Consider the following 19499-nt stretch of genomic DNA (forward strand, 5'->3'; position numbering starts at 1 on the left):
TTTATAAAATTAATATTATATAAATTATTTCTGAGCAGATGTTGTAGAATCTATTAACTCTTGTATTTTTCTCTCCCTTTCTTTGGAACTTAATTCCGTTTCATTCGGATCCGGAACCTTCTCCGGAGCAGTCACTGAGTCGATCAGCTCCTTCGGAATCTCCTTTTTGATTCCATCGTCCGGCGCATTCACAGTTTTCATCATTTCCTCTAGCGGATCTGCCTCCTTCTCCGGAACTGCTTTCGGAATTCTTCCTATGTATCCGCCAACATACAGTATAATGAGCACCAGAGCAACAACGAAAAATACTATTGCGTTAAGCAGATATTCGTTGTCTTTCCTTTTCGGCAGCTTCCTCGGTTTCATGTTTTTTTTTAATATATTAATTTCTATGGCGCAGCTTCGTTCCATTTCGGCCTCTCGCTCATGACATCTATGGGCTGCAGAGTGAATCTTTCGCTCGCATAGCAACTATATACCTGAGCGGAAGAATCGGTTACTTTCAGGTCCACCGCAAAGGTTCCCTGATCTGCGTAATTGTGGACTACATTATAACCCAAAGCCGGTCCGGGGTCGGAGAAGGTGTCAATGTCATTCGGCGTCCCATCTCCAAAGATCCATTCCATTTCTTTTATATAATATCCGGCCGCAACCGAAGTCGGCTCCGCAAGCGGATTTCCGGAAACATCATTAAAAGGATCGAGTGTCACGTCCATGAATTGCAGGATGTCCGTATCCGGAGAGTATGAAAAATTAGCGACAGGATAAGAATGGTCCGGGGTCGCAATAGGACTATTCGGATCCGAACTGTTATAAGGGAACTTCACCCCCGGAGTCACTGCGCTTGCATTATCCTCACTGTCATAAACAGTAACATTCCATGAATATGTAAAATTTCCATAATCTATAAACCCGGGACAGAAGCCGTTGATATCATTACCCGTCAAAGTGTTTATGAAATCAAATTGTTTTCCCGTCGAACACACGGCCAGGTCGCTCCTCTCAACGTCAACCCGATATGCACTCTGAGACGTTCCTGCCGCGTCATCTTCCACGTCAGTGAAGACCCACGAGATCCTTTCCGCCCACGGATCCTGCCTGCAAGGATCGATCGAGGTCGCGTTTGCATTCGTAACGGACGGGTTAAACGTTCCGACGCTGACGCAATAATCAGCTCCGTTGCAAAAACTGATCCAGCCTGTCACGTCGCCTCCCCACGCCCAGCCGTTGAAATTTCCGCCACTCAGGATAACTTTGTAATTGCCCGAATTAACCGGAATCGTCAGATTATCAATGCCGCCGCAAGCCACGTCAAGAAACTCATTATTATCCGTATCGCAATCATCGGCCAATATGATGCCATCGCCTCCGCAGCTTACATCAAGTCTCCCGTTATTATCCGTATCGCAATTATTTATATTTCCTTTCAAATTGATCCACCCGTCCCAGTCACCGGTTTCCCAAGGATTTTTAAGCGCGCCCGAACAGTCTGCACTAAACACCGAACAAGCCCTCGCCCAGCCGATAAAATCACCTGCGCCATCAAGACTTGCCTGGCAGGCTCCCGACGGACAGCCGGAAATATCGCCAAAATCAGGATCTCCCGAAACTCCATAACCGAAAGTTATCCACCCGATATTCTCACTCCATGCATAACCCGACAGAATTCCGCCTGAGTCCAGATTTACTCCATAAGATTTGACTGCGCCATTGGTCTGGCAGCCTGGAGGCGCGGGAGTTGAACCGACAGGAACCCCTTCGCTGTTTCCTTCATATATCCCATCCTTGTCAACATCGCAATTCTTGCTGTTGAAGCTTATCCAGCCTGCAGTCGAGCTCCACGCAAAACCCATAACATTTGAATTTTGAGCTTCGCACCCGGGCTTTGAAGGATCCGTCGTAATATTCGGTCCGTCCGTTACCGCGCTCGAAAGAACATCCGTCTCATCCCAAACAGTGAGATCCCAATACAAAGTTTTTCCATATGCAGCCGCTCCAAAATCCGCATCATAGGTTGTGCTCGATGATAATACAATTCCCGTATTCAAAATATTATTCGTCTTTCCTGCATCATCATACACCCTGATCCGGTATGATTTTTGCGCAAATTGCGGAGTCGTATTGGATTGATATGTCCAGGAAAGATCATATCTGTTGTCGCTTGTGCAATTATTTATCGGACCCGCAACACTAAGACCGGACACCGTTGGCGGGACACATTGAAAAACGGTTCCCTGCTGACCATTGTCGCCCCCATTGATTCCCGTACCGCCATTAACATTAAAGCTGCCTCCGTAAGTATTAGAATTAGAACAATTCACAATCCTTCCGCCACCGCCGCCGCCATTGCCATTTATATTTCCTCCATTGCCGCCATTTGAAGTGATAAGACCGGAAGCCAAACCGGTTAGATTATTTGAAATCAAGAAAATCGATCCTCCGGCGCCTCCCCCTCTCGGGCCAACCGCACTTAAACCGGAAGCGTCAATTATTCCGCTGTTGGTAAGACTATTTGTGATCATTATTTTGATCATTCCGCCGCCAGTGCCACTGGCAGGAGCTCCGGCACCCGCGAAAGCCGAGCCGCCATCGCCTCCGATTCCGCCATATCCGCCTCCTCTATTGTTCTGGAAACTACCCGTTTGTCCTCCCGAACCCAGATCATTCGGATTAGTGAGAGATCCATACGTATTGCCTCCGGTGTTTCCCGAACCGGGTCCTTCGTCGGCAGAATAACCCTTTCCAATCGCATCAATTTTGCCTCCGGCAATTATAGTAAGATTATTAAGATTCAAATCGATATAATTAACCTTGGCATTTGTGTTCGCAATATGACTCAGCGTTCCAGCGATGGTTAAATTCCTTAAATTTGGAAAATTCGTCGTAGTTGGCGAGAAAGTATTCACGGTAAAGTTGCCGTTAAGCGTCATATCCGTGAAACCCAGGCTTATTGCATTGAGATTCCCGGTATTGGTTCCAATACCGTTTATGTTTATCACATCCGCGCCATTAACCGTAAACAGACTGTTATTATCCAGCACGCCGACAGATGTAAGATTCGTGACGCCATTTGCGGTAAAAGTTCCATTATTGGTTATACCCCAGAAAGACCATGCCCCCGTATTTAAAGCTGTGATATTTACACCCGGATTGATCTTGAAATGCCCTCCATTTGTGATCGTGAGATAATCAATGTTCATATTGGCACCGACAGGAGTCATTTCCCCGGCCACACCGTTATTTATCAGACTTAAATATCCGTTTGGATTTGCACCATCGTCTTTGTCTTTTGAATAAATAGTTCCCGCACCTCCATATACAGCCGAACCGGATGGCGCCCCGCCATAGGCTATCGCCGATCCTAAATAAGATTTTGCATTGTAGCGATATGAGATCCTTCCGCCGCCGCCGCCGCCATTATTATTTGTATTGCCGCCATTCCCGCCGCTTGCGATCATTGAGCCCGTAGCTGCTCCTCCAAAATTATTCGTATCGACATATATTGTTCCGCCCGATCCTCCCGCCCTCGTTCCCGTAGCATTGCTTCCCGAGACATTGATCGTACCATTAAGCATGAGAGTGTTCCCGATCGTCAATTTAACCAATCCGCCGCCCGTGCCGCCGCCCGCCGGCGCTCCGGCTCCGGCCCAAGCCGAACCTCCATCGCCTCCGATACCTCCGAATCCGCCTCCCCTATTATTCTGGAAACTTCCTGATTTACCGCCGGAACCCAAGTCATTCGGATCGGTAATCGATCCATATGCATTGCCTCCGGTGTTTCCTGAACCCGCACCCTGATCTGCCGCGTAACCTTTGCCAGCCGCATCGATCTTTCCTCCTGCATTAACTGTCAGATTATCAAGAGTCAGATCAATATAATTGACGGGAGTATTATTATTTGCAAGATGACCCAAAGTTCCGTTCACGGTCATATTTACAAGTGAAGCAAAACTAGTTGTTGTCGGCGAGAAAGTATTGACGATAAGCGTACCGTCAATTGTAAGATTGGGAACATTATTAGCTATTAAATTCCCATTATTAGTGACAGTTGCGGTATTGTTTATCGTTAAGTTGTTTATATTCCGAACATCGAAATAGCTGTTATTATTAAGAACGCCGGTTACAGTCAGACTCGCCACACCCAATGCCGAGAAATTCCCGTTATTGGTTATGCTCGAGAAAGACCATACGCCGGTGTTGTAAGCGTCCAAATTAACGCCGGAATTTATGCTGAGATGGGCGCCATTCGCAACCGTTAGAATATCAATCAGCATGCTGTTCTCGAGTGGCGTGATCTCTCCGGAAAATCCATTATTATCGAGAGTCAGATAACCGTTCGGGTTCAGGGCGTCTGATTTATTCTTTGAATACACCGTGCCGGCTCCGCCATATGTAGCCGCGCCTGTTCGCGCTCCGCCAAAAGCAACGGCAGTTCCTGTATATGTTTTTGAATTAAAGTAGTATGCGATCCTTCCGCCTCCGCCTCCGCCATTGTCATTGGATGCGCCCGCTGACCCGCCATTTGCGATCATCGAACCCGTTGCGGCGCCTGCCAGATTGTTCACATCGACATATATCGATCCGCCCGATCCACCGGCTCTTGTTCCGGTAGAATTAACTGCCGAAGCATTTATCGAGCCATCCAAGGTCAGAATGTTGCTGATAGTCAATTTTACCGAACCGCCGCCGGCCCCACCGGTCGCAGGCGCTCCGCAGCATCCCCCGGTACCCGCCCCTCCTTTTCCGCCATAGCCCGCGCCTCTTCTTCCGGCAAATGCCCCTGATTCTCCGCCGGAACCCATTTCATTGGGATTAGTGATAGATCCATAAGTATTACCCCCTAAATTCCCCGAACCGGCGCCCTGGTCTGCAGCATATCCCCTGCCGACTGCGTTTAGTACGCCCGTAGCGGCAATATTTCCGCTGGTCGCAATTATTTCAACCTTGCCATAATTCGTTCCGTCATAAGCTTTGACATAAACCGTCCTGCCGGCGGGTATGCTGAAATTATTGATATTGCAATGCGTTCCCGCTATGTCTATTATTCCGGCAGTCGCATTCAAATCCCAAGCATCTCCGTCCGTCGGAGTCCAATTTGCCCCACCATGATCGATCCCGGCGCATGGAGCGACGGGAACAGCGCTCGCCTCATCCGATTGAGGACCTTCGCCTATGATATTCGAAGCTGAAACTTTATAGTAATAAGTAGTGCCATTAACCAGTCCCGTATCCGTGCATGTGAGCACATTTCCAAGGCTTGAACAGCCACCTGCTATTAATAAAGAATAAGAACCATTAGTGGGACTACTTCGATACACTTTGTAATTGGTAATAGGTGAACCGCCATCAGCCGGAGCGGTCCAAGACAAAACTACCTGAGCATTCCCAGCTGCAGCCGCTAAGCCAGTTACTTTATCGGGAGATGATATAACGCAACGGATAGAATTCGCGTCTACTTTAGACCAACTATCGGGGTCTCCTCCTTTTGGAACACCAGAATAAAGATATCTTAGAAATGCATCGCTTGCATTAATCTGAGTCGACGACCAAAGATGCGTATCAGCACCAATATCCCAAAAATTATTAAAAGAATAGCTACCACTCCAAAGCGCCTCGAATCCCGCTTGACCGCCCTGGTCAAGTTCTGCTTCAGCATCTGAATATCCATAGAAACCTATCACATAATTTCTTAAGATATCGAACTCTGATTGCTGAGGAATATGCCATCCGGCGGGACAGAGCCCCTGAACAGGCTGAGTTATGAATGCGGAACAGTCGCCTGTCCTGCACGAATTAGGCACCCGTAAAGCTTCCGTCCACTGATATAAACCGCCATACATATTGCAATTATTATTTCCGGTTGCGATCTGTCCGGCATTTCCATCTGTCATATAGCCATAGCAATATTTTTCAACAATTCCATTATCGGTCTGATCTTGATAGGTTACGTTATCATCCAGCTTTCGGCTGATCATCTTTCCCAAAGTAAGGTTTTCTTTTGTCCAGCATTGATTTCCTATCTTAACGGTGTTATAGATATTGCCTTCGACATCCGCAGCTGAAGGAAACGGCGGACAAGCATTGGTAAGGGCAGCAAGGATCGTCGTCGGAGCCGATAACATTGAAGCACCGTTTACGGTTCCATCATTGGGAATGACTTCAACCGTGATCACATTTCCGGCGACATAATTCGCGGAAGTTAAAGTTGAAGCCGTTGCTCCGGCAATATCCACACCTCCCTTTTTCCATTGATAAGCATAGGTTATCGGGTCCCCATCGGCGTCCGTGGCGGAAACAAGCGCCGCCAAATTCGGCGTGCTGGCATATGCAGGACTCGGGGTTATGGTTACCAAAGTCATGACAGGAGATGCGTTCGACGAACCTGAACATGCTGCTAAAGGATTGGATTCATTGCAATCCTCTCCCACAAAATCGCGAGTGCCATTGTTTATTCCAAGCTGATTCCAGCACGATCCCCCTGTTGACTTGCATGAACAATTTGAAAGCGTCGCACCGGTCACTCTCAGGGTCCCGCCCGCACCGGTTGCGCTGGTTCCCGGAAGATCAAAAAATCCCGATCCCATCCAGTCTATGAGACCTCCGTTCTTCGCCTCAAGAACAGTTGAAGAGCAGTTGGGAGCATAATAAGTGTCAAGTCCGGTCATATCGATCGTCCCGCCATTTTGTCCGCAAACTCCGAAATTTTCGCACGAATTGGCATGTATCCCGCCCTTGAAATAACCCGAACCAGTTATACTGACATTTCCCGCTTTTCTTGAGCTTGATGTTGAGATCAGACTGCCGGAACCCTCAACGCCGATGCTTCCGCTGCCGGTCAGATTCACAACGCCTCCGTTCACGCCGGCAATATTCGTGTTCCCGGTTTTGATCAACGACGATCCGCTTAATACTGTGTCATTTGAAAAAGTTATATTGACATTGCCGCCTGTTTTTGCCGGCCCGCCTGCCGCATTGCTCCCCTCGGTATAGATCTTCAAATTCGATCCTCCCGGAAAAATCGAGGCCCCACCCGCCCCGGTAACATCCAAATTTCCGCCGTTTCCAGTCAAAGTGTCCGGAACACTGAGGTCAACAATAAGCCCTCCGTTCGGATAGAAGATATCTCCGCCGGTCATATTGATATTTCTGGCGTTCGTGCTTGATGTTGCTTTTCCGTCTATCAGAACTTCAGTGTTCGCTCCGACAAACTTGTTTCTGAAATCGATATCCGTTCCCGTCAGGTCAAGATCGCTCGACAGGATTATTCTCAGAGGATTTGGCGTGTTCGCATTGACATCAATACTGACGCCTGTATGCGAACCTCCAAGATAGCATGGATTTTGGGTTATCGTGCAATTTCCAGAAACTGGACAGCACTGAGACGCCGTGACCATAAATGAATATTTTCCCACTGCGGGACTCAAGCTGATATTTCCGGCTCCATCAGTCGCTTCCGATTGATATTCGATCACATCGCCCGGAGTAAGCGGACCGTTTATCGCAAGTTGATGCAAACCTCCCGTAGCCCAGGTGCTCACAGGCTGAAGGACTCCGTTTATCCAATATCTTATCTTGTGATCAACGATTATGCCTGAATCATCCGAGGCTGTTGAATAGATCGTCACTTTTTCAGTGGGTTGATCGATATCCGCATAATTGACAACTCCCCCATCAGCAACCTGAACACCCAAAGAATCCGGCCTCCATGCAGCTGTCGTCAAAGTTGGATTTATCGTGTCGGGAATCCCGCTGATTATACTGAATTTGCTCGTGCCTTCAGAAGAAACATAAGAATATCCGCTTCTGAAAGAAAGACCGTAAGGCATATCTAGATTGGCAGAATCCTGTAAGAAATCCGCTATTACTGGATTATTAGCGTTAGAAATATTAACTAACGTTAAAGTATCGGAATCATAAGCGGAAACATATGCCATGAAACCGAAAACCTTAACCCCTTTCGCACCATTCAGTCGATTATTGTCTTTAACAGAACCGACTATTACAGGATTCGCAGGATCAGAAATGTTCACAATGGTCAATCTGTCTCCTTCAGGTGTCACAGGTCCCGTCCCACGTGATGTCACATAAGCGTAAGGACTGGCAATATCAACTCCATATGCTGTATTCAGCTGCTCATCATCCCTCACGGATCCCACATAACTCATTGCAAGGGGATTGGAAATATCTATAATAGTCAATCGATTACCTTCGGTCGGACAAGCACCATTTCCTCCTCTCGCCGTAACATATGCAAGACTGCCGACAATTTTCAAATCCCACGCTCCGCATAATTCATTATTTCTCTGAATTGATGATGCAACGGAAGGGTTTGCCGGATTTGAAATGTTCACTGCCGTTAATCGATTTTGATATCTCGCAGTTACATACGCATAATTTCCCGAAACAAAAACGCCCGTTGGAGTATCAAGATTTACTCCATCGGCTACAAAACCCGCAATAAATGGCACTGCAGGATTTGTAATATCTACAACACTTAATGTGTCGGCTGCGCGCGATACAACATATGCGTAATTTCCATATACATAAACACTGTATGCCTCGTTAAGCGTTACCCCATCACAGACCGATCCGACATAACTGGGAGCTGTCACAGTTGTAATGTCGAGAATTGTAAGACAATCAACAGAAGGTGCGGTCACATAAGCATAATTACCGGAAATTGTCGAATTCCATGCGCCGCTCATATTCGGATGAGTGTATGAACCGACTATTCCGAGCGCTGCATCCGCCTTGCCGGCAGATAAACTTGAAATTAAAAATAAAACCAAAAAACACAAAAGGCTCGTGATCGTTTTTCTCACTTTTGAAATGTTTTTTAATTTCATTTTTGTTTTAAACTTCTGAATTATTAGTAAGACTCTTTTATCTGAACCCCTCCCTCGCCGATCGCCGTGATATCCGTAACCTCTCCGCATTTATTGATCATTAATTTATATGCATCATTATCTTTTTGGAATGGGACCATTTTATCCTGTCCATCGATCTTCAAAGTGAATCCTGCTATATCGCATTTTTCACCTGTCAGAACCCGAACCTTGATCTCCCCAAGATCGTCTTTACATTCTCCTTTTGCGATCACAGCAAGTCTTCCGCCGCATTCCGTGACGTCGGCGTTCGCCTTTTCCCTGTCGGACTTTTCGCGATATTTCTTTTCGATAACATCATTGAGATCGGCTGTTTCAATCCCATAATTTCCTCCGCAGTCGTATATCTTGCAGCTTTTCGATTCCCGCTCATTGCATAGGTAATTGAGATCGCAACTCTTATCAGCGCAATTATCTTTCAATATGCTGCATTTTGCGAAATCAATGCCCTTTTCACCGGCTTCTCGCTTGGACAATACGACAGCCAGGATCGCTCCCAATATAAAAATCGACGAAATAAAAACAAACAGGGCAATATCTATATTTTTATTTTTCATTTTTATCTCTTTCTATATTGAATTAGAACGTTTTGTCAAACGGATTATCCCTGCTATTCGGAGTGCTTTTCTTGATCAGATTATCCAGCTTGTCGTTATATTTATATTCCCCGAATTGTTTATTTCCGACAAGGCTCTTTATCCCTTCACCGGACATCATTCTCTCATATCTCTCATAAGGATTAAGGCTTATAGCGGCATAATCGCCTATATCGCTTTCTCCGACAACCAGCGAAAACGAGTAATAGATTGCGACCGCAAAAAACATGATAAACATAAAGACAGAGAATATGGTATCTTTTCTTCCCTTTACTCCATTTAAAAAATTTTCACTGTTTAACGTTTTAAAATTCATTTCCGAATAAATTAATAATAATATGAACTCATTACAATACTCGCGCTAACGGTCTTATTCGTATTTTCAGCGACAATCGCGTCCGCCTCTTTTTGCGCAGTTTTATCGCTCACGGAAATGCTCAAATTGCTTATTCTGAGCATAGGTACATTGCGCTCGATTGAATGGATAAACATCAGGACATCGCCATAGTCTCCACTGGCTTGGAATCCATAATTGACCACTTTCGCCTCTCCGCCGCTAAGACTGATCGCGCCCGCATCTGCTTTTGACGCGATCCCCAAACCGCTCAGCTCAACCTTCATAACTCTCGCCAATATGTCCAAATTGGACAGGTGAAATTCTATCTTATCATCCACAGGAATGAACGTCTTGATCTTTTCAACGTCGCTTTCGCTTACATCTCTCACCTTTCTCTCAAAAGATCGCATTTTGGCAAGAGTCTGATTTTTTTTATCAAGATTGGCGCTTCTCAATCCGTCCTCCAGTTCTGCTATCTTCATATTTTTATACGCAGGAACAATAAATGAGAAGAAAAGGACCATCCCGAAAATGAATGACGCGATTGAAAACATCATTTTTCCCGACAAAATTCCTTTTGTGCTGCTAACAGTCAATATATCAGGTCCTATGTTCATTTTGTTCTATTGATAATTTTATATGACATTTCTCGATCACGGCTTTTATTTTTGATCATCTTCACCGTTTATTTGAATAATGCTTTTTTTCACAACAAGACTCAAGCTGAAACCTATAGATCCGTCTCCGCCGCTTTGCATTCCGCCCAATACGACACTTTCGACCAAAGGATCGCTCTTAAAAATATACAATTGGTCCGATATGGATAAATAGTCCTTCGCGATCAAGGAAAGACTTATGGGCACACCATCTTCTCCGGCCTCAATATTAATTGAAGTAGCATAAACATTTTCCGTCAACTTTCCCTGAAGATAATAGAACACCTCAGTGAAATATGGCTGATCCGAAAGCATCGTATTCACATCCTTTGCCGTATTTTCAAGAGTTAATAATTCGTTGCCCTTCACCGCCTCGTCCAATTCCTTATCAACTTTTTCTGCTTCTTTTTTCGTCAGATCGATCCTTTCCTTCCATGACAGATTCTGAACATAGAGATATGACATCGCAAATATCGATAAAGCGATCATCAAAAAAGAAAGAAGCATGGGCAGCCTGTTCTGGCTTTCTGCCAAAGTTTCTTTCTTTTTTTTTATAAAATTTTCCGGAAGTAGATTTATTGAGGACATGTTTGTTTTTTGTTCATAATAACTTCATTTTTTATATTATAACACATTTATTTTTTTTGGTAAAATCGGCAATAACTTTGCCTCCGCATCAGATAACGTCCATTTCTTTCAGCGTTCTTTGGACTATATATATAGCCCGTTGCGCTTCTTCCTTCTCAACCTCCGAAGCCCTGTCCGATTCGATCTTCTTTCTCAATTTGTGCACCCATATGATATCGTCCTTATAATTCAATTGCGCTTCGGGGATCCTGCTTATCCTGCTCTCAAGATTCTCCCCCGAAAGCTTTGCGGCGCGAAGCGTATCATCAAGCAATTTTTCCGCTTCTATAACAGCAACATGATTTTTCTCGATATTATCAGACTCGGAGTTCTCAACAACAGAATCCCACTTTCTCTGTATCTTCGTCTTTGGAAGCCTGCCCGTCTCCATGGCTTCCTGTATGACCTCCCTGATCTTCAGCTTGAAAGCTCCTTCCACTCTCAGAAGTATCATGATTATCGCTATGGAGTATATTATGGTCAGCAATATCATTATATATTTGAAAGTTTGGAAAACATAAGGAAGCCACCATGTTGTTATCCCGGGTTCTATGATATAGCCTCCGATCTCGATCGTTTCGGCGGCAAGTATAAAGTTTTGTAAATATCCGATCATAAATTTCTATAACAAACATATAACGCACGTTATAACTTGTAACATTTGGATCAAGATGCATCCCGTTATAAGTTACGCGCTATATGCCATTTGGCTTCTTAAGATGCCACGACGTATTCCTTTCAAACTTCTCAGCTATATTCAAAATATTTTTTTCATCATAAGGCTTTCCGATTATCTGCATTCCGATCGGCATCTCGCGATCGCCATCCTCCGGTTTGGCAAATCCGCAGGGAACCGACATTGCCGGCACGCCCGCAAGGCTCGCCGCACTCGAAAAAATATCTTCAAGATAAAGCTCCAGCGGATTACTGCTGTGCTGCCCGATCCTGAACGCAACACTGGGCGTAGTCGGCGTAATGATTACATCGACCGTCTTGAAAGCCTCATCAAAATCCCTTTTGATCAACGCTCTTACTTTTTGCGCTTTGAGATAATATGCATCATAGTATCCGCTCGAAAGCGCATATGTTCCAAGCATGATCCTGCGCTTCGCCTCTTTGCCAAATCCCTTGCCTCTGGATTTTTTATACACATCCATCAGACTTTCCACTTTCGACATCCGACTTTCTACATCCGAATACCCGTATTTTATCCCGTCGAATCTCGCAAGATTCGAACTGACTTCGCTCGGCGTGATTATGTAATATGTCGGAACCGCATATTTTGTATTCGGCAGGCTGATCTCGACGATCTTCGCGCCCAGCTCCTCGATTTTTTTTATCGCCTCATCCAAAGACTTCCTTATTTCCCCATTCAATTCCTTTATGAAATACTCTTTCGGAATTCCGATCTTCATTCCCCTTATATCATTCTTTTCAATAAACTCCGAGTAGCTGTCTACCGTCTTGTCCGAAGAAGTGGAATCCCGTTCATCTTTTCCGGCAATTTCCCCGAGAATTACCGCCGCATCCATGACATTCTTTGCCATAATACTCGGACAATCCGTCGAAGACGTCATCGATATCAAACCATATCTTGGGACCCTGCCATAAGTCGGTTTGAGTCCGACCAAAGAACAGAATGCCGCAGGCCCTCTGATGGATCCGCCCGTATCGGTTCCGATCGAATATGCGCACTGATCCGCTGAAACCGAGGACGCGCTCCCGCCCGAAGATCCTCCCGGCACTCTTTCGAGATCCCATGGATTGTGAGTCACAAAGAAATCTGAGTTTTCGGTCGAGGCTCCGTGCGCAAACGCATCACAATTCACTTTGCCGAGCATCACCATTCCTCTTTCCTTCAAACGCCCCACCAATGTTGCGTCATATGGAGGAATATAATTTTTCAATATACTTGACGCGGCGGTCGTCAGAACGCCTTCAGTCAGAATAACGTCCTTAACGGAACATGGAACACCAAGAAGCAAATTGCTCTCCGCTTCGCCCTTGCCGATCCTTTCATCCGCCCTTGCCGCCTGCTTCAGCGCCAGATCTTCCGTGACCGTTATGAAAGACTTCACCTTTTCATCGGTCTTTTTTATCCTATCAAGATATGCCCTTGTAAGCTCGACTGCGGAAAATTCTTTCTTTTTCAGCCCCTCGTTAATTTTTGATATATTTAATTCTTTCAGATCCATGATAAAATTTAAAAATTGAAAGATTCCTGCCTGCCGGCAGGCAGGAAAATGAAAAATGATAATGTAAAGTTTAAATATTCATATCCATTTTAGCATTTTGAATTGCCACTTTGATATTTGATATTTACATTTTAAATTTCCTACAAGACCTGCTTCACCTTCACATATTCACCCTCCCGGTCCGGAAAATTATTGACAATCCCCTGCCTCATCTTTTCATCCGAATCTTTTACGATATCCTCCCTCGTGACATTCACCAATCCGGTGACTTGAGAGACAGGCTCAACATTATCAGTATTCACTTCTTTAAGCTGGTCAATATATCCAAGAACATCCGACAACTGGCCCGCGAACTCTTTTTTTTCCGCTTCGGACAGTTCTATCCTGGCAAGCTCTGCGATATGCTCGACTTCTTCTATTGATATTTTATTAGCTTTTTCCATACAAAAAAATTAACAAATCCTCATATTGAACAATTGTTTTAGCTACATACAAAATAACACAGATATCGAAAAAATACAACGCCTTATTGCAGTAAGCATGTGTCAGAAATCAAGCTTGATATTTACACTACGCACTCAGCATTTCTCCACTTGTATCCCCTACATAAATATCCTCTCCACGATATATGATATCGTATAAGCAAGAAGAATAATAACAAGGCCGGCCAGGGCATAGGTCATGGCTCTCTTGGCGGACGTGGCTTTCTGTTCGGATCCCGTGGAACCCATATACATGATGCCTCCGAGCATGATCATAAGAAGGGCGAGACCTCCGATTATGGAAAGGGTCCATTTGAATACGTTGGCGATCAGCTGTCTAAAGTCGGTAAGGGATGTTTTGTTTTGAACATCTGTGACGGGAACGATCGCGGATGATTGAGATACTGCGGCAGATTTAGGGCCTTCTCCGATGGAGTTGTAAGCGGAAACTTCATAGCTGTGGCTGGCATTGTCTCCGGGAACGTCTCTAAAGTAGAGGCCGGATATGGTTTTGATAAGGATACCGTCCCTGTATATCTTGTAGCCCGATACTACTCCTGCGGGAATTGTCCACCTGAGTTCCACTGCATCAGTTGAGGGAGTTGCGCTAAGAATGGGAGCGATTGTGGGAGCTGAAGGAGGAACTTCGCATTGTAAATTCGATACATTGCAGGCCAAAGGAGCGGCACACGATCCAGAACAGTCCAAAATGTTGTCGCATCCGTCAAAAAGGTTGGCCCCGCATTTGAACGGATAGTCTGCGCAAGTTATGGAGGGGGTGCAAGTGGGGGGAGCAGGCTCCGCAGGGCAATCCTCGGGACAAGTCGCATCTGTTTCAGTGCCGTCACAGATTCCATCGGGACAAACAGATTCGGAAGGTTCTGGTTCGGGAGGAAGCGGAAGAGGTGGAAGAGCTGCCGAGGCTCCGGAGAGAATATTGGATATTTTTTGAATTACAGTGGTTCCGGGGTACAAATTTAATGGATCGATATATGAAATACTGTATGAATTAATATAATACATGAAAAACCCAATGCCTTTTGTATGCGCCCACTCAATCTGCCTAAGCCAGCCTTGATTGAAGCAAGATTTATCATTGAATCCATTATACCCATTAGCGATACACGCTTTTTTTAATGCTGTCCAGGTAACATATAGCGTGGGCCTCACATCAACAGTTGTAAATTGAGCTTTCCATTTATTATAAAGACTTTCAGCTTGCGGCACTGTTTGCACTACAAATTCCGGCCGCACATAATCCAAAATATGATTTGAATTCAAATATGCGACGTCTACTCCGCTATTTGGCAAAGCATTCAAAAAATCGTTTGATGACCATGACGCGCCAAACTGAAAATCGGCCGGAAGTTTTCCCTCGGCTATTTTTGTATCGATAATATTTCTCATTCTGGTATAAATATTATCTAACTGTGCTTGAGAAGTGTCTTTAGAGGGAAATTCCTCCGCCTCAAACCCGTCTGGACGCCAGGTTTCCAAGCCCCATTCGAAATCTTGCAAGAATGAATCCACGCAAGCAATGTTTTTCGAACATCCGCTGCCCCACCAAGATAACACTGAAATCGATGATACCTTTATACCCTTTGACTTAGCATACATAATGGCACTCTTATGCGGATCAGGACCACCAGCTTGTATCTTGTCAAATTCCACAGGTCCTCGCGGAAAGGCTACAAAAACACGATTTGCTTTCATTGCAACAGCCTGATCTATCCTTGTATTCCATAAACTTTTATTATATTCAAAAGGAAATCCCGTGGCTTCATCCCCTACCGCTTTTGTTGTATTTGCCGGTAATAATAACGTCAAAAATAATACGGCTAATAACATTATTAAATTTTTTGTTTTGAGCATGCAATTAAACTCATATTGAATAAACTGGGATCTTTAAACATCTTTTTTTAAATTATATCAAAAATTTCGGAATAGGATAACACGAGTTACACACAATCATATTAGTGCGTCTGAAATTCCTTCTTCCTCAATATTTACGCTCCTATTTTCGCCCCCTGCGGATCGATGCGTAGCTTCTCTTGTCTTTGATATAATCGCAACTATTTGATCATATTGATGAATTCTTTCTCCATCAGTATCCTGACATTAAGCCGCTTCGCTTTTTCATATTTACTTCCCGGATTTTCACCTGCCACGACATAAGAAGTTTTCGCCGAAACCGCCGAAGAAACATTGCCGCCCAAGGCGCGGATATTATCGTGCGCCTCTTCTCTGCTCATGGAATCCAAAGTTCCCGTCACCACGAAAGATTTTCCCGCCAATTTTCCTTCCGGCGCTTTGTCCGGAATGATTTTCACTCCGACCTTCTCCAGATCATTCACCAATTTTATGTTTCCTGCATCACGGAAATAGCCATGGATGCTTTCCGCCACCACAGGACCGACATCGCGCGATCTTGTCAGATCTTCCACACTGGCTTTTTGAATATTAGCTAAACTCTTGAAATGAAGCGACAGGTCATAGCTCATTTCCTCGCCCACATGATGTATGCCAAGGGCATAAACAAACCGGCTAAGCGTGATCGTCTTTGATCTTGCGATCGCCAAAACAAGATTATCCGCCGATTTTTCCCCAAAACGGGCCAGAACCGAAATATCGTCTTTTGTAAGTTCAAAAATATCGGCGGCGCTGGATATCAATCCTTCGTCCAAAAACCTTTGGACGATCTTTCTGCCCATGCCTCGGATATCAAAAGCCTTCCGGCTCGCAAAATGGATCAGCCTCCGGAGGTCCTGCGCATAGCATTTTTTGTTTGTGCAATAGGTCGCCACTTCGCCTTCGGGACGCTCAACAGGACTTGCGCAAATGGGACATTTTTTAGGCATCCTGAAATCTTTTTCTTTTCCGGTCCGAAGGTTCGGAAGAACTTTCACCACCTCAGGGATCACGTCTCCCGCTTTTTGGATGATCACCGTGTCGCCGATCTTGAGACCCAGACGCATGATCTCATCCTCGTTATGAAGAGTGGCCCGGCTGATCGTAGAACCCATGACCTGCACCGGCTTCAGATGTGCTACGGGAGTCAATGCTCCTGTTCTGCCCACTTGCACCACTATATCCTCCACAATCGTCGTCGCCTGTTCGGCCGGAAACTTGAACGCAATGCCCCAGCGCGGAGCTTTTCCCGTATATCCGATCTTTCTCTGCCAATCGTTGCGGTTGAGCTTGAGAACTATGCCATCGATCCAATAATCCTCTTCTTCTTTATGATTCATCCAATGTTTCCAGACCTGGATCGCTTCCTCTATATCCGCACAATGTTTGCGATTTTTGTTGACCTTGAATCCCAGTTTATGCAATTTCTCCAGTTCTTCTTTTTGAGTTTCCGGCAGAGGAAAATTTCCCGCCCATGAAAGATCATAGACAAAACAATCCAGCCGCCTTTCTTTGACGATCTTTGGATCGAGCTGCCGAATCGCTCCTGCCGCCGCATTTCTTGGATTCGCGAGCAGTTGCTCCCCTTTCTTTTCTCTTTCTTTATTGAGCTCCTCAAACACCGACTTTCTCATGAAAACTTCTCCCTCAACGACCGCATCAACCTCTTCGGAAAGCTTCAAGGGAATACTGTCTATTGTTCTGATGTTCTGAGTTACATTCTCGCCGATCTTTCCATCGCCCCTGGTCGCCCCCGTCACCAGCAATCCTCTCTTATATGTCAGCACGATATGCAACCCGTCTATTTTCAATTCCGCCATATAATCTGTCCTGGCGTCGTTCGGCTCGCCGCCATCTGCCAAAAAACGCTTTACTCTTTTGTCAAAATCCCTTACCTCCTCTTCATTAAAAGCGTCATTGAAAGACCACTGAGGAACAGTGTGGGAAACTTTTTTGAATTCCTTGAGAGGCTTTCCTCCGACCCTTTGCGTCGGCGAGTCGGGCGTGATGAACTCCGGATTCTGTGTCTCCAATTCATAAAGCTCGTGCTTCAGAGAATCAAGCGCCGCATCGGATATTTCAACTTTGTCCAGAACATGATAAAGATAGCGATGATGGTCGATCTCCTTTTTGAGCTTCTCGATACGATTTTTGATGTCTTGTTTATTCATAAGAAAAAGGAAATTTAGAAGCTGTGATTTAATTTTCAATTTCTAATTTATAATTTTTATTAAATTTGCAATTATTCAATTTCTAAACTTTATTATCCATGGTATTTGTGATCTTTTGAAAAATTAAGTGAAATTCATGAGCTTCTTTCCAAAAATTTCTTATTTTTTATTTTAGCTCAGGATGATACTTCGCCAGTATCCTCAACCAGTATTTTGATTCATTTGCCTCTTTCTTGCAAATATAGATTTTATTTCGAAAATCTTTTTTAGAGCTGGAAGCGTTAGCTTCGCAGTAGTTTGCACCAATTGAAGTTATTGCCCGAACTAATTGAACAACGATAGTACGATTTACATCATCCCTCTTAATGGTTCTTATAAATTCTACTATATCCTCACTGAACTTCGCCGTTCTTTCCTCAAGGTCATATTCTTTATTTTTAGAACTTGATAATTGATTCATTGAAAATTCAATAGAAATTAGAAATTGATAATTATAAATTTTACAATTAACCTATATTTCCCAGATACCACCTCATTATTTTTTCTCCCCAAAATAGCATGATAAGTGTGCCTATAACAAGGAACGGACCGAAGGCAATCATGCTTTTCATTCCCTTCTTTTTCAAAAGCACCAGCGCCACTCCGAACACAGAACCTATGATGAAAGAAATGAGAATTGCAAGCGTGATCATCGGCCATCCGATGATAAACCCCATCAGAAAACCGTATTTCACATCCCCGCCCCCCATCCCTTTCCCTTTCGTGAAAAATACGATCAGAAAGAAAAAAGTGAATGAGACAGAGGCTGCGAATAAATGATTGATAAATATGGAATTCAGCAGCAAAAAATCGATCATATTCGAAAAACCGATCAAAAAGTCTCCGCCACTGTCAAACTGATAAACGCTCCCAAGACCCGACGCCACCATGAACTGAAGCGTGCTGTCGATGGAGATATAGTAAACGATCGCCGCAATAACGGCAACCAGAATAGCCTCATCCGGAATGATATAATGTCTGAGATCATAAACGAATATGACGATCAGACTCGAAGCGACTATCAGGTAATAAATCAACGATAAAAATAGTCGAAAGTCGAAAGTCGAAAGTCGAAAGTCGCTTATGAGGCTATAATCCATTAATCCATTAATCCGTAATACATAATTGAAAATCATGACGAACAGCACTCCTGCCGCGATTTCTACGATCGGATATTGCCATGATATCTTTTTTTTGCAATATCTGCATTTTCCGCGAAGTGCGATGAAACTAAAGACAGGAACAAGGTCTGCGGGCGAAAGAACATGCTTGCAACTCATGCATTTGGACCTGTCATTCACGATCTTCCATCCGTTCTCAAGCCTGAATATCACAACATTCAAAAAACTGCCCACTATCAGGCCTAAAATGAAGATATATGAATAAGCTAGAAACATAACATTTAATTTTTATTGAATTCCAAATTTTCGATAAATTGCATTTACAGCGATCATATAACATTATTTCAAAAAAAATACGACAAGTTGAGTATTAAAAACAGAATTTTGATATTAACTAACATGATTATATCACGAAATAGACAATCACAAAACACACAAAATTAATATAAAACCAGCAATCATTTCTGATTCCCGGTTTTGAG

At 44.3% G+C, this 19499-nt stretch carries 13 protein-coding genes; all 13 read right to left on the bottom strand.

The features are described from left to right. Positions 1–24: 24 nt before the first annotated feature. The 13 genes from WC788_02485 to WC788_02545 all read right to left on the bottom strand — a co-directional run bounded on the left by WC788_02485 (position 25) and on the right by WC788_02545 (position 19293). Complete coding sequence (locus WC788_02485) at positions 25–366, bottom strand: hypothetical protein (protein MFA6096472.1); 342 nt, start codon at positions 364–366, stop codon at positions 25–27. A gap of 23 nt (positions 367–389) precedes the next feature. Beyond that, a complete protein-coding gene (locus WC788_02490; GenBank protein MFA6096473.1) occupies positions 390–8846 on the bottom strand; it encodes an FISUMP domain-containing protein in 8457 nt (2818 codons plus the stop codon). 23 nt (positions 8847–8869) lie between these two features. Further along, the gene (locus tag WC788_02495; protein MFA6096474.1) at positions 8870–9442 is read right to left on the bottom strand and encodes a hypothetical protein; all 573 of its coding nucleotides are present in this window, start codon (positions 9440–9442) and stop codon (positions 8870–8872) included. 22 nt (positions 9443–9464) lie between these two features. Next, on the bottom strand, positions 9465–9797 hold the full coding sequence (locus WC788_02500; protein ID MFA6096475.1) for a hypothetical protein: 333 nt from the start codon (positions 9795–9797) through the stop codon (positions 9465–9467). Positions 9798–9808: 11 nt separating this feature from the next. Then, positions 9809–10435 carry a hypothetical protein gene (locus tag WC788_02505; GenBank protein ID MFA6096476.1) on the bottom strand — a complete coding sequence of 209 codons (627 nt, stop codon included), beginning with the start codon at positions 10433–10435 and terminating at the stop codon, positions 9809–9811. A 45-nt stretch (positions 10436–10480) separates the two neighbouring features. Next, positions 10481–11062: a hypothetical protein gene (locus WC788_02510; GenBank protein MFA6096477.1), complete on the bottom strand. Its 582-nt coding sequence runs from the start codon at positions 11060–11062 to the stop codon at positions 10481–10483. Between the two features lie 88 nt (positions 11063–11150). Then, a complete protein-coding gene (locus WC788_02515; protein MFA6096478.1) occupies positions 11151–11717 on the bottom strand; it encodes a hypothetical protein in 567 nt (188 codons plus the stop codon). A 79-nt stretch (positions 11718–11796) separates the two neighbouring features. After that, entirely contained in the window at positions 11797–13296 is a 1500-nt protein-coding gene (gene gatA, locus WC788_02520; protein ID MFA6096479.1) for an Asp-tRNA(Asn)/Glu-tRNA(Gln) amidotransferase subunit GatA, read from the bottom strand. A gap of 140 nt (positions 13297–13436) precedes the next feature. Further along, positions 13437–13739: an Asp-tRNA(Asn)/Glu-tRNA(Gln) amidotransferase subunit GatC gene (gatC, locus tag WC788_02525; protein MFA6096480.1), complete on the bottom strand. Its 303-nt coding sequence runs from the start codon at positions 13737–13739 to the stop codon at positions 13437–13439. A 159-nt stretch (positions 13740–13898) separates the two neighbouring features. Then, entirely contained in the window at positions 13899–15650 is a 1752-nt protein-coding gene (locus tag WC788_02530) for a hypothetical protein (protein ID MFA6096481.1), read from the bottom strand. A 200-nt stretch (positions 15651–15850) separates the two neighbouring features. Then, entirely contained in the window at positions 15851–17857 is a 2007-nt protein-coding gene (gene ligA / locus WC788_02535) for an NAD-dependent DNA ligase LigA (protein MFA6096482.1), read from the bottom strand. A gap of 166 nt (positions 17858–18023) precedes the next feature. After that, the gene (locus WC788_02540; protein MFA6096483.1) at positions 18024–18317 is read right to left on the bottom strand and encodes a four helix bundle protein; all 294 of its coding nucleotides are present in this window, start codon (positions 18315–18317) and stop codon (positions 18024–18026) included. 46 nt (positions 18318–18363) lie between these two features. After that, entirely contained in the window at positions 18364–19293 is a 930-nt protein-coding gene (locus tag WC788_02545) for a prepilin peptidase (GenBank protein MFA6096484.1), read from the bottom strand. Positions 19294–19499 lie beyond the last annotated feature (206 nt).

This window comes from Candidatus Paceibacterota bacterium, assembly GCA_041661265.1.
Taxonomy (GTDB): domain Bacteria; phylum Patescibacteriota; class Minisyncoccia; order JAHIHE01; family JAGLIN01; genus JBAZUT01.

Excerpts from the sequence above, each read along its gene's own strand:
- gatC (MFA6096480.1), bottom strand. The coding sequence starts at position 13,739 with ATGGAAAAAGCTAATAAAATATCAATAGAAGAAGTCGAGCATATCGCA.
- WC788_02495 (MFA6096474.1), bottom strand. The coding sequence starts at position 9,442 with ATGAAAAATAAAAATATAGATATTGCCCTGTTTGTTTTTATTTCGTCG.
- gatA (MFA6096479.1), bottom strand. The coding sequence starts at position 13,296 with ATGGATCTGAAAGAATTAAATATATCAAAAATTAACGAGGGGCTGAAA.
- WC788_02545 (MFA6096484.1), bottom strand. The coding sequence starts at position 19,293 with ATGTTTCTAGCTTATTCATATATCTTCATTTTAGGCCTGATAGTGGGC.
- WC788_02510 (MFA6096477.1), bottom strand. The coding sequence starts at position 11,062 with ATGTCCTCAATAAATCTACTTCCGGAAAATTTTATAAAAAAAAAGAAA.
- WC788_02515 (MFA6096478.1), bottom strand. The coding sequence starts at position 11,717 with ATGATCGGATATTTACAAAACTTTATACTTGCCGCCGAAACGATCGAG.
- WC788_02540 (MFA6096483.1), bottom strand. The coding sequence starts at position 18,317 with ATGAATCAATTATCAAGTTCTAAAAATAAAGAATATGACCTTGAGGAA.
- WC788_02490 (MFA6096473.1), bottom strand. The coding sequence starts at position 8,846 with ATGAAATTAAAAAACATTTCAAAAGTGAGAAAAACGATCACGAGCCTT.
- ligA (MFA6096482.1), bottom strand. The coding sequence starts at position 17,857 with ATGAATAAACAAGACATCAAAAATCGTATCGAGAAGCTCAAAAAGGAG.
- WC788_02485 (MFA6096472.1), bottom strand. The coding sequence starts at position 366 with ATGAAACCGAGGAAGCTGCCGAAAAGGAAAGACAACGAATATCTGCTT.
- WC788_02530 (MFA6096481.1), bottom strand. The coding sequence starts at position 15,650 with ATGCTCAAAACAAAAAATTTAATAATGTTATTAGCCGTATTATTTTTG.
- WC788_02505 (MFA6096476.1), bottom strand. The coding sequence starts at position 10,435 with ATGAACATAGGACCTGATATATTGACTGTTAGCAGCACAAAAGGAATT.
- WC788_02500 (MFA6096475.1), bottom strand. The coding sequence starts at position 9,797 with ATGAATTTTAAAACGTTAAACAGTGAAAATTTTTTAAATGGAGTAAAG.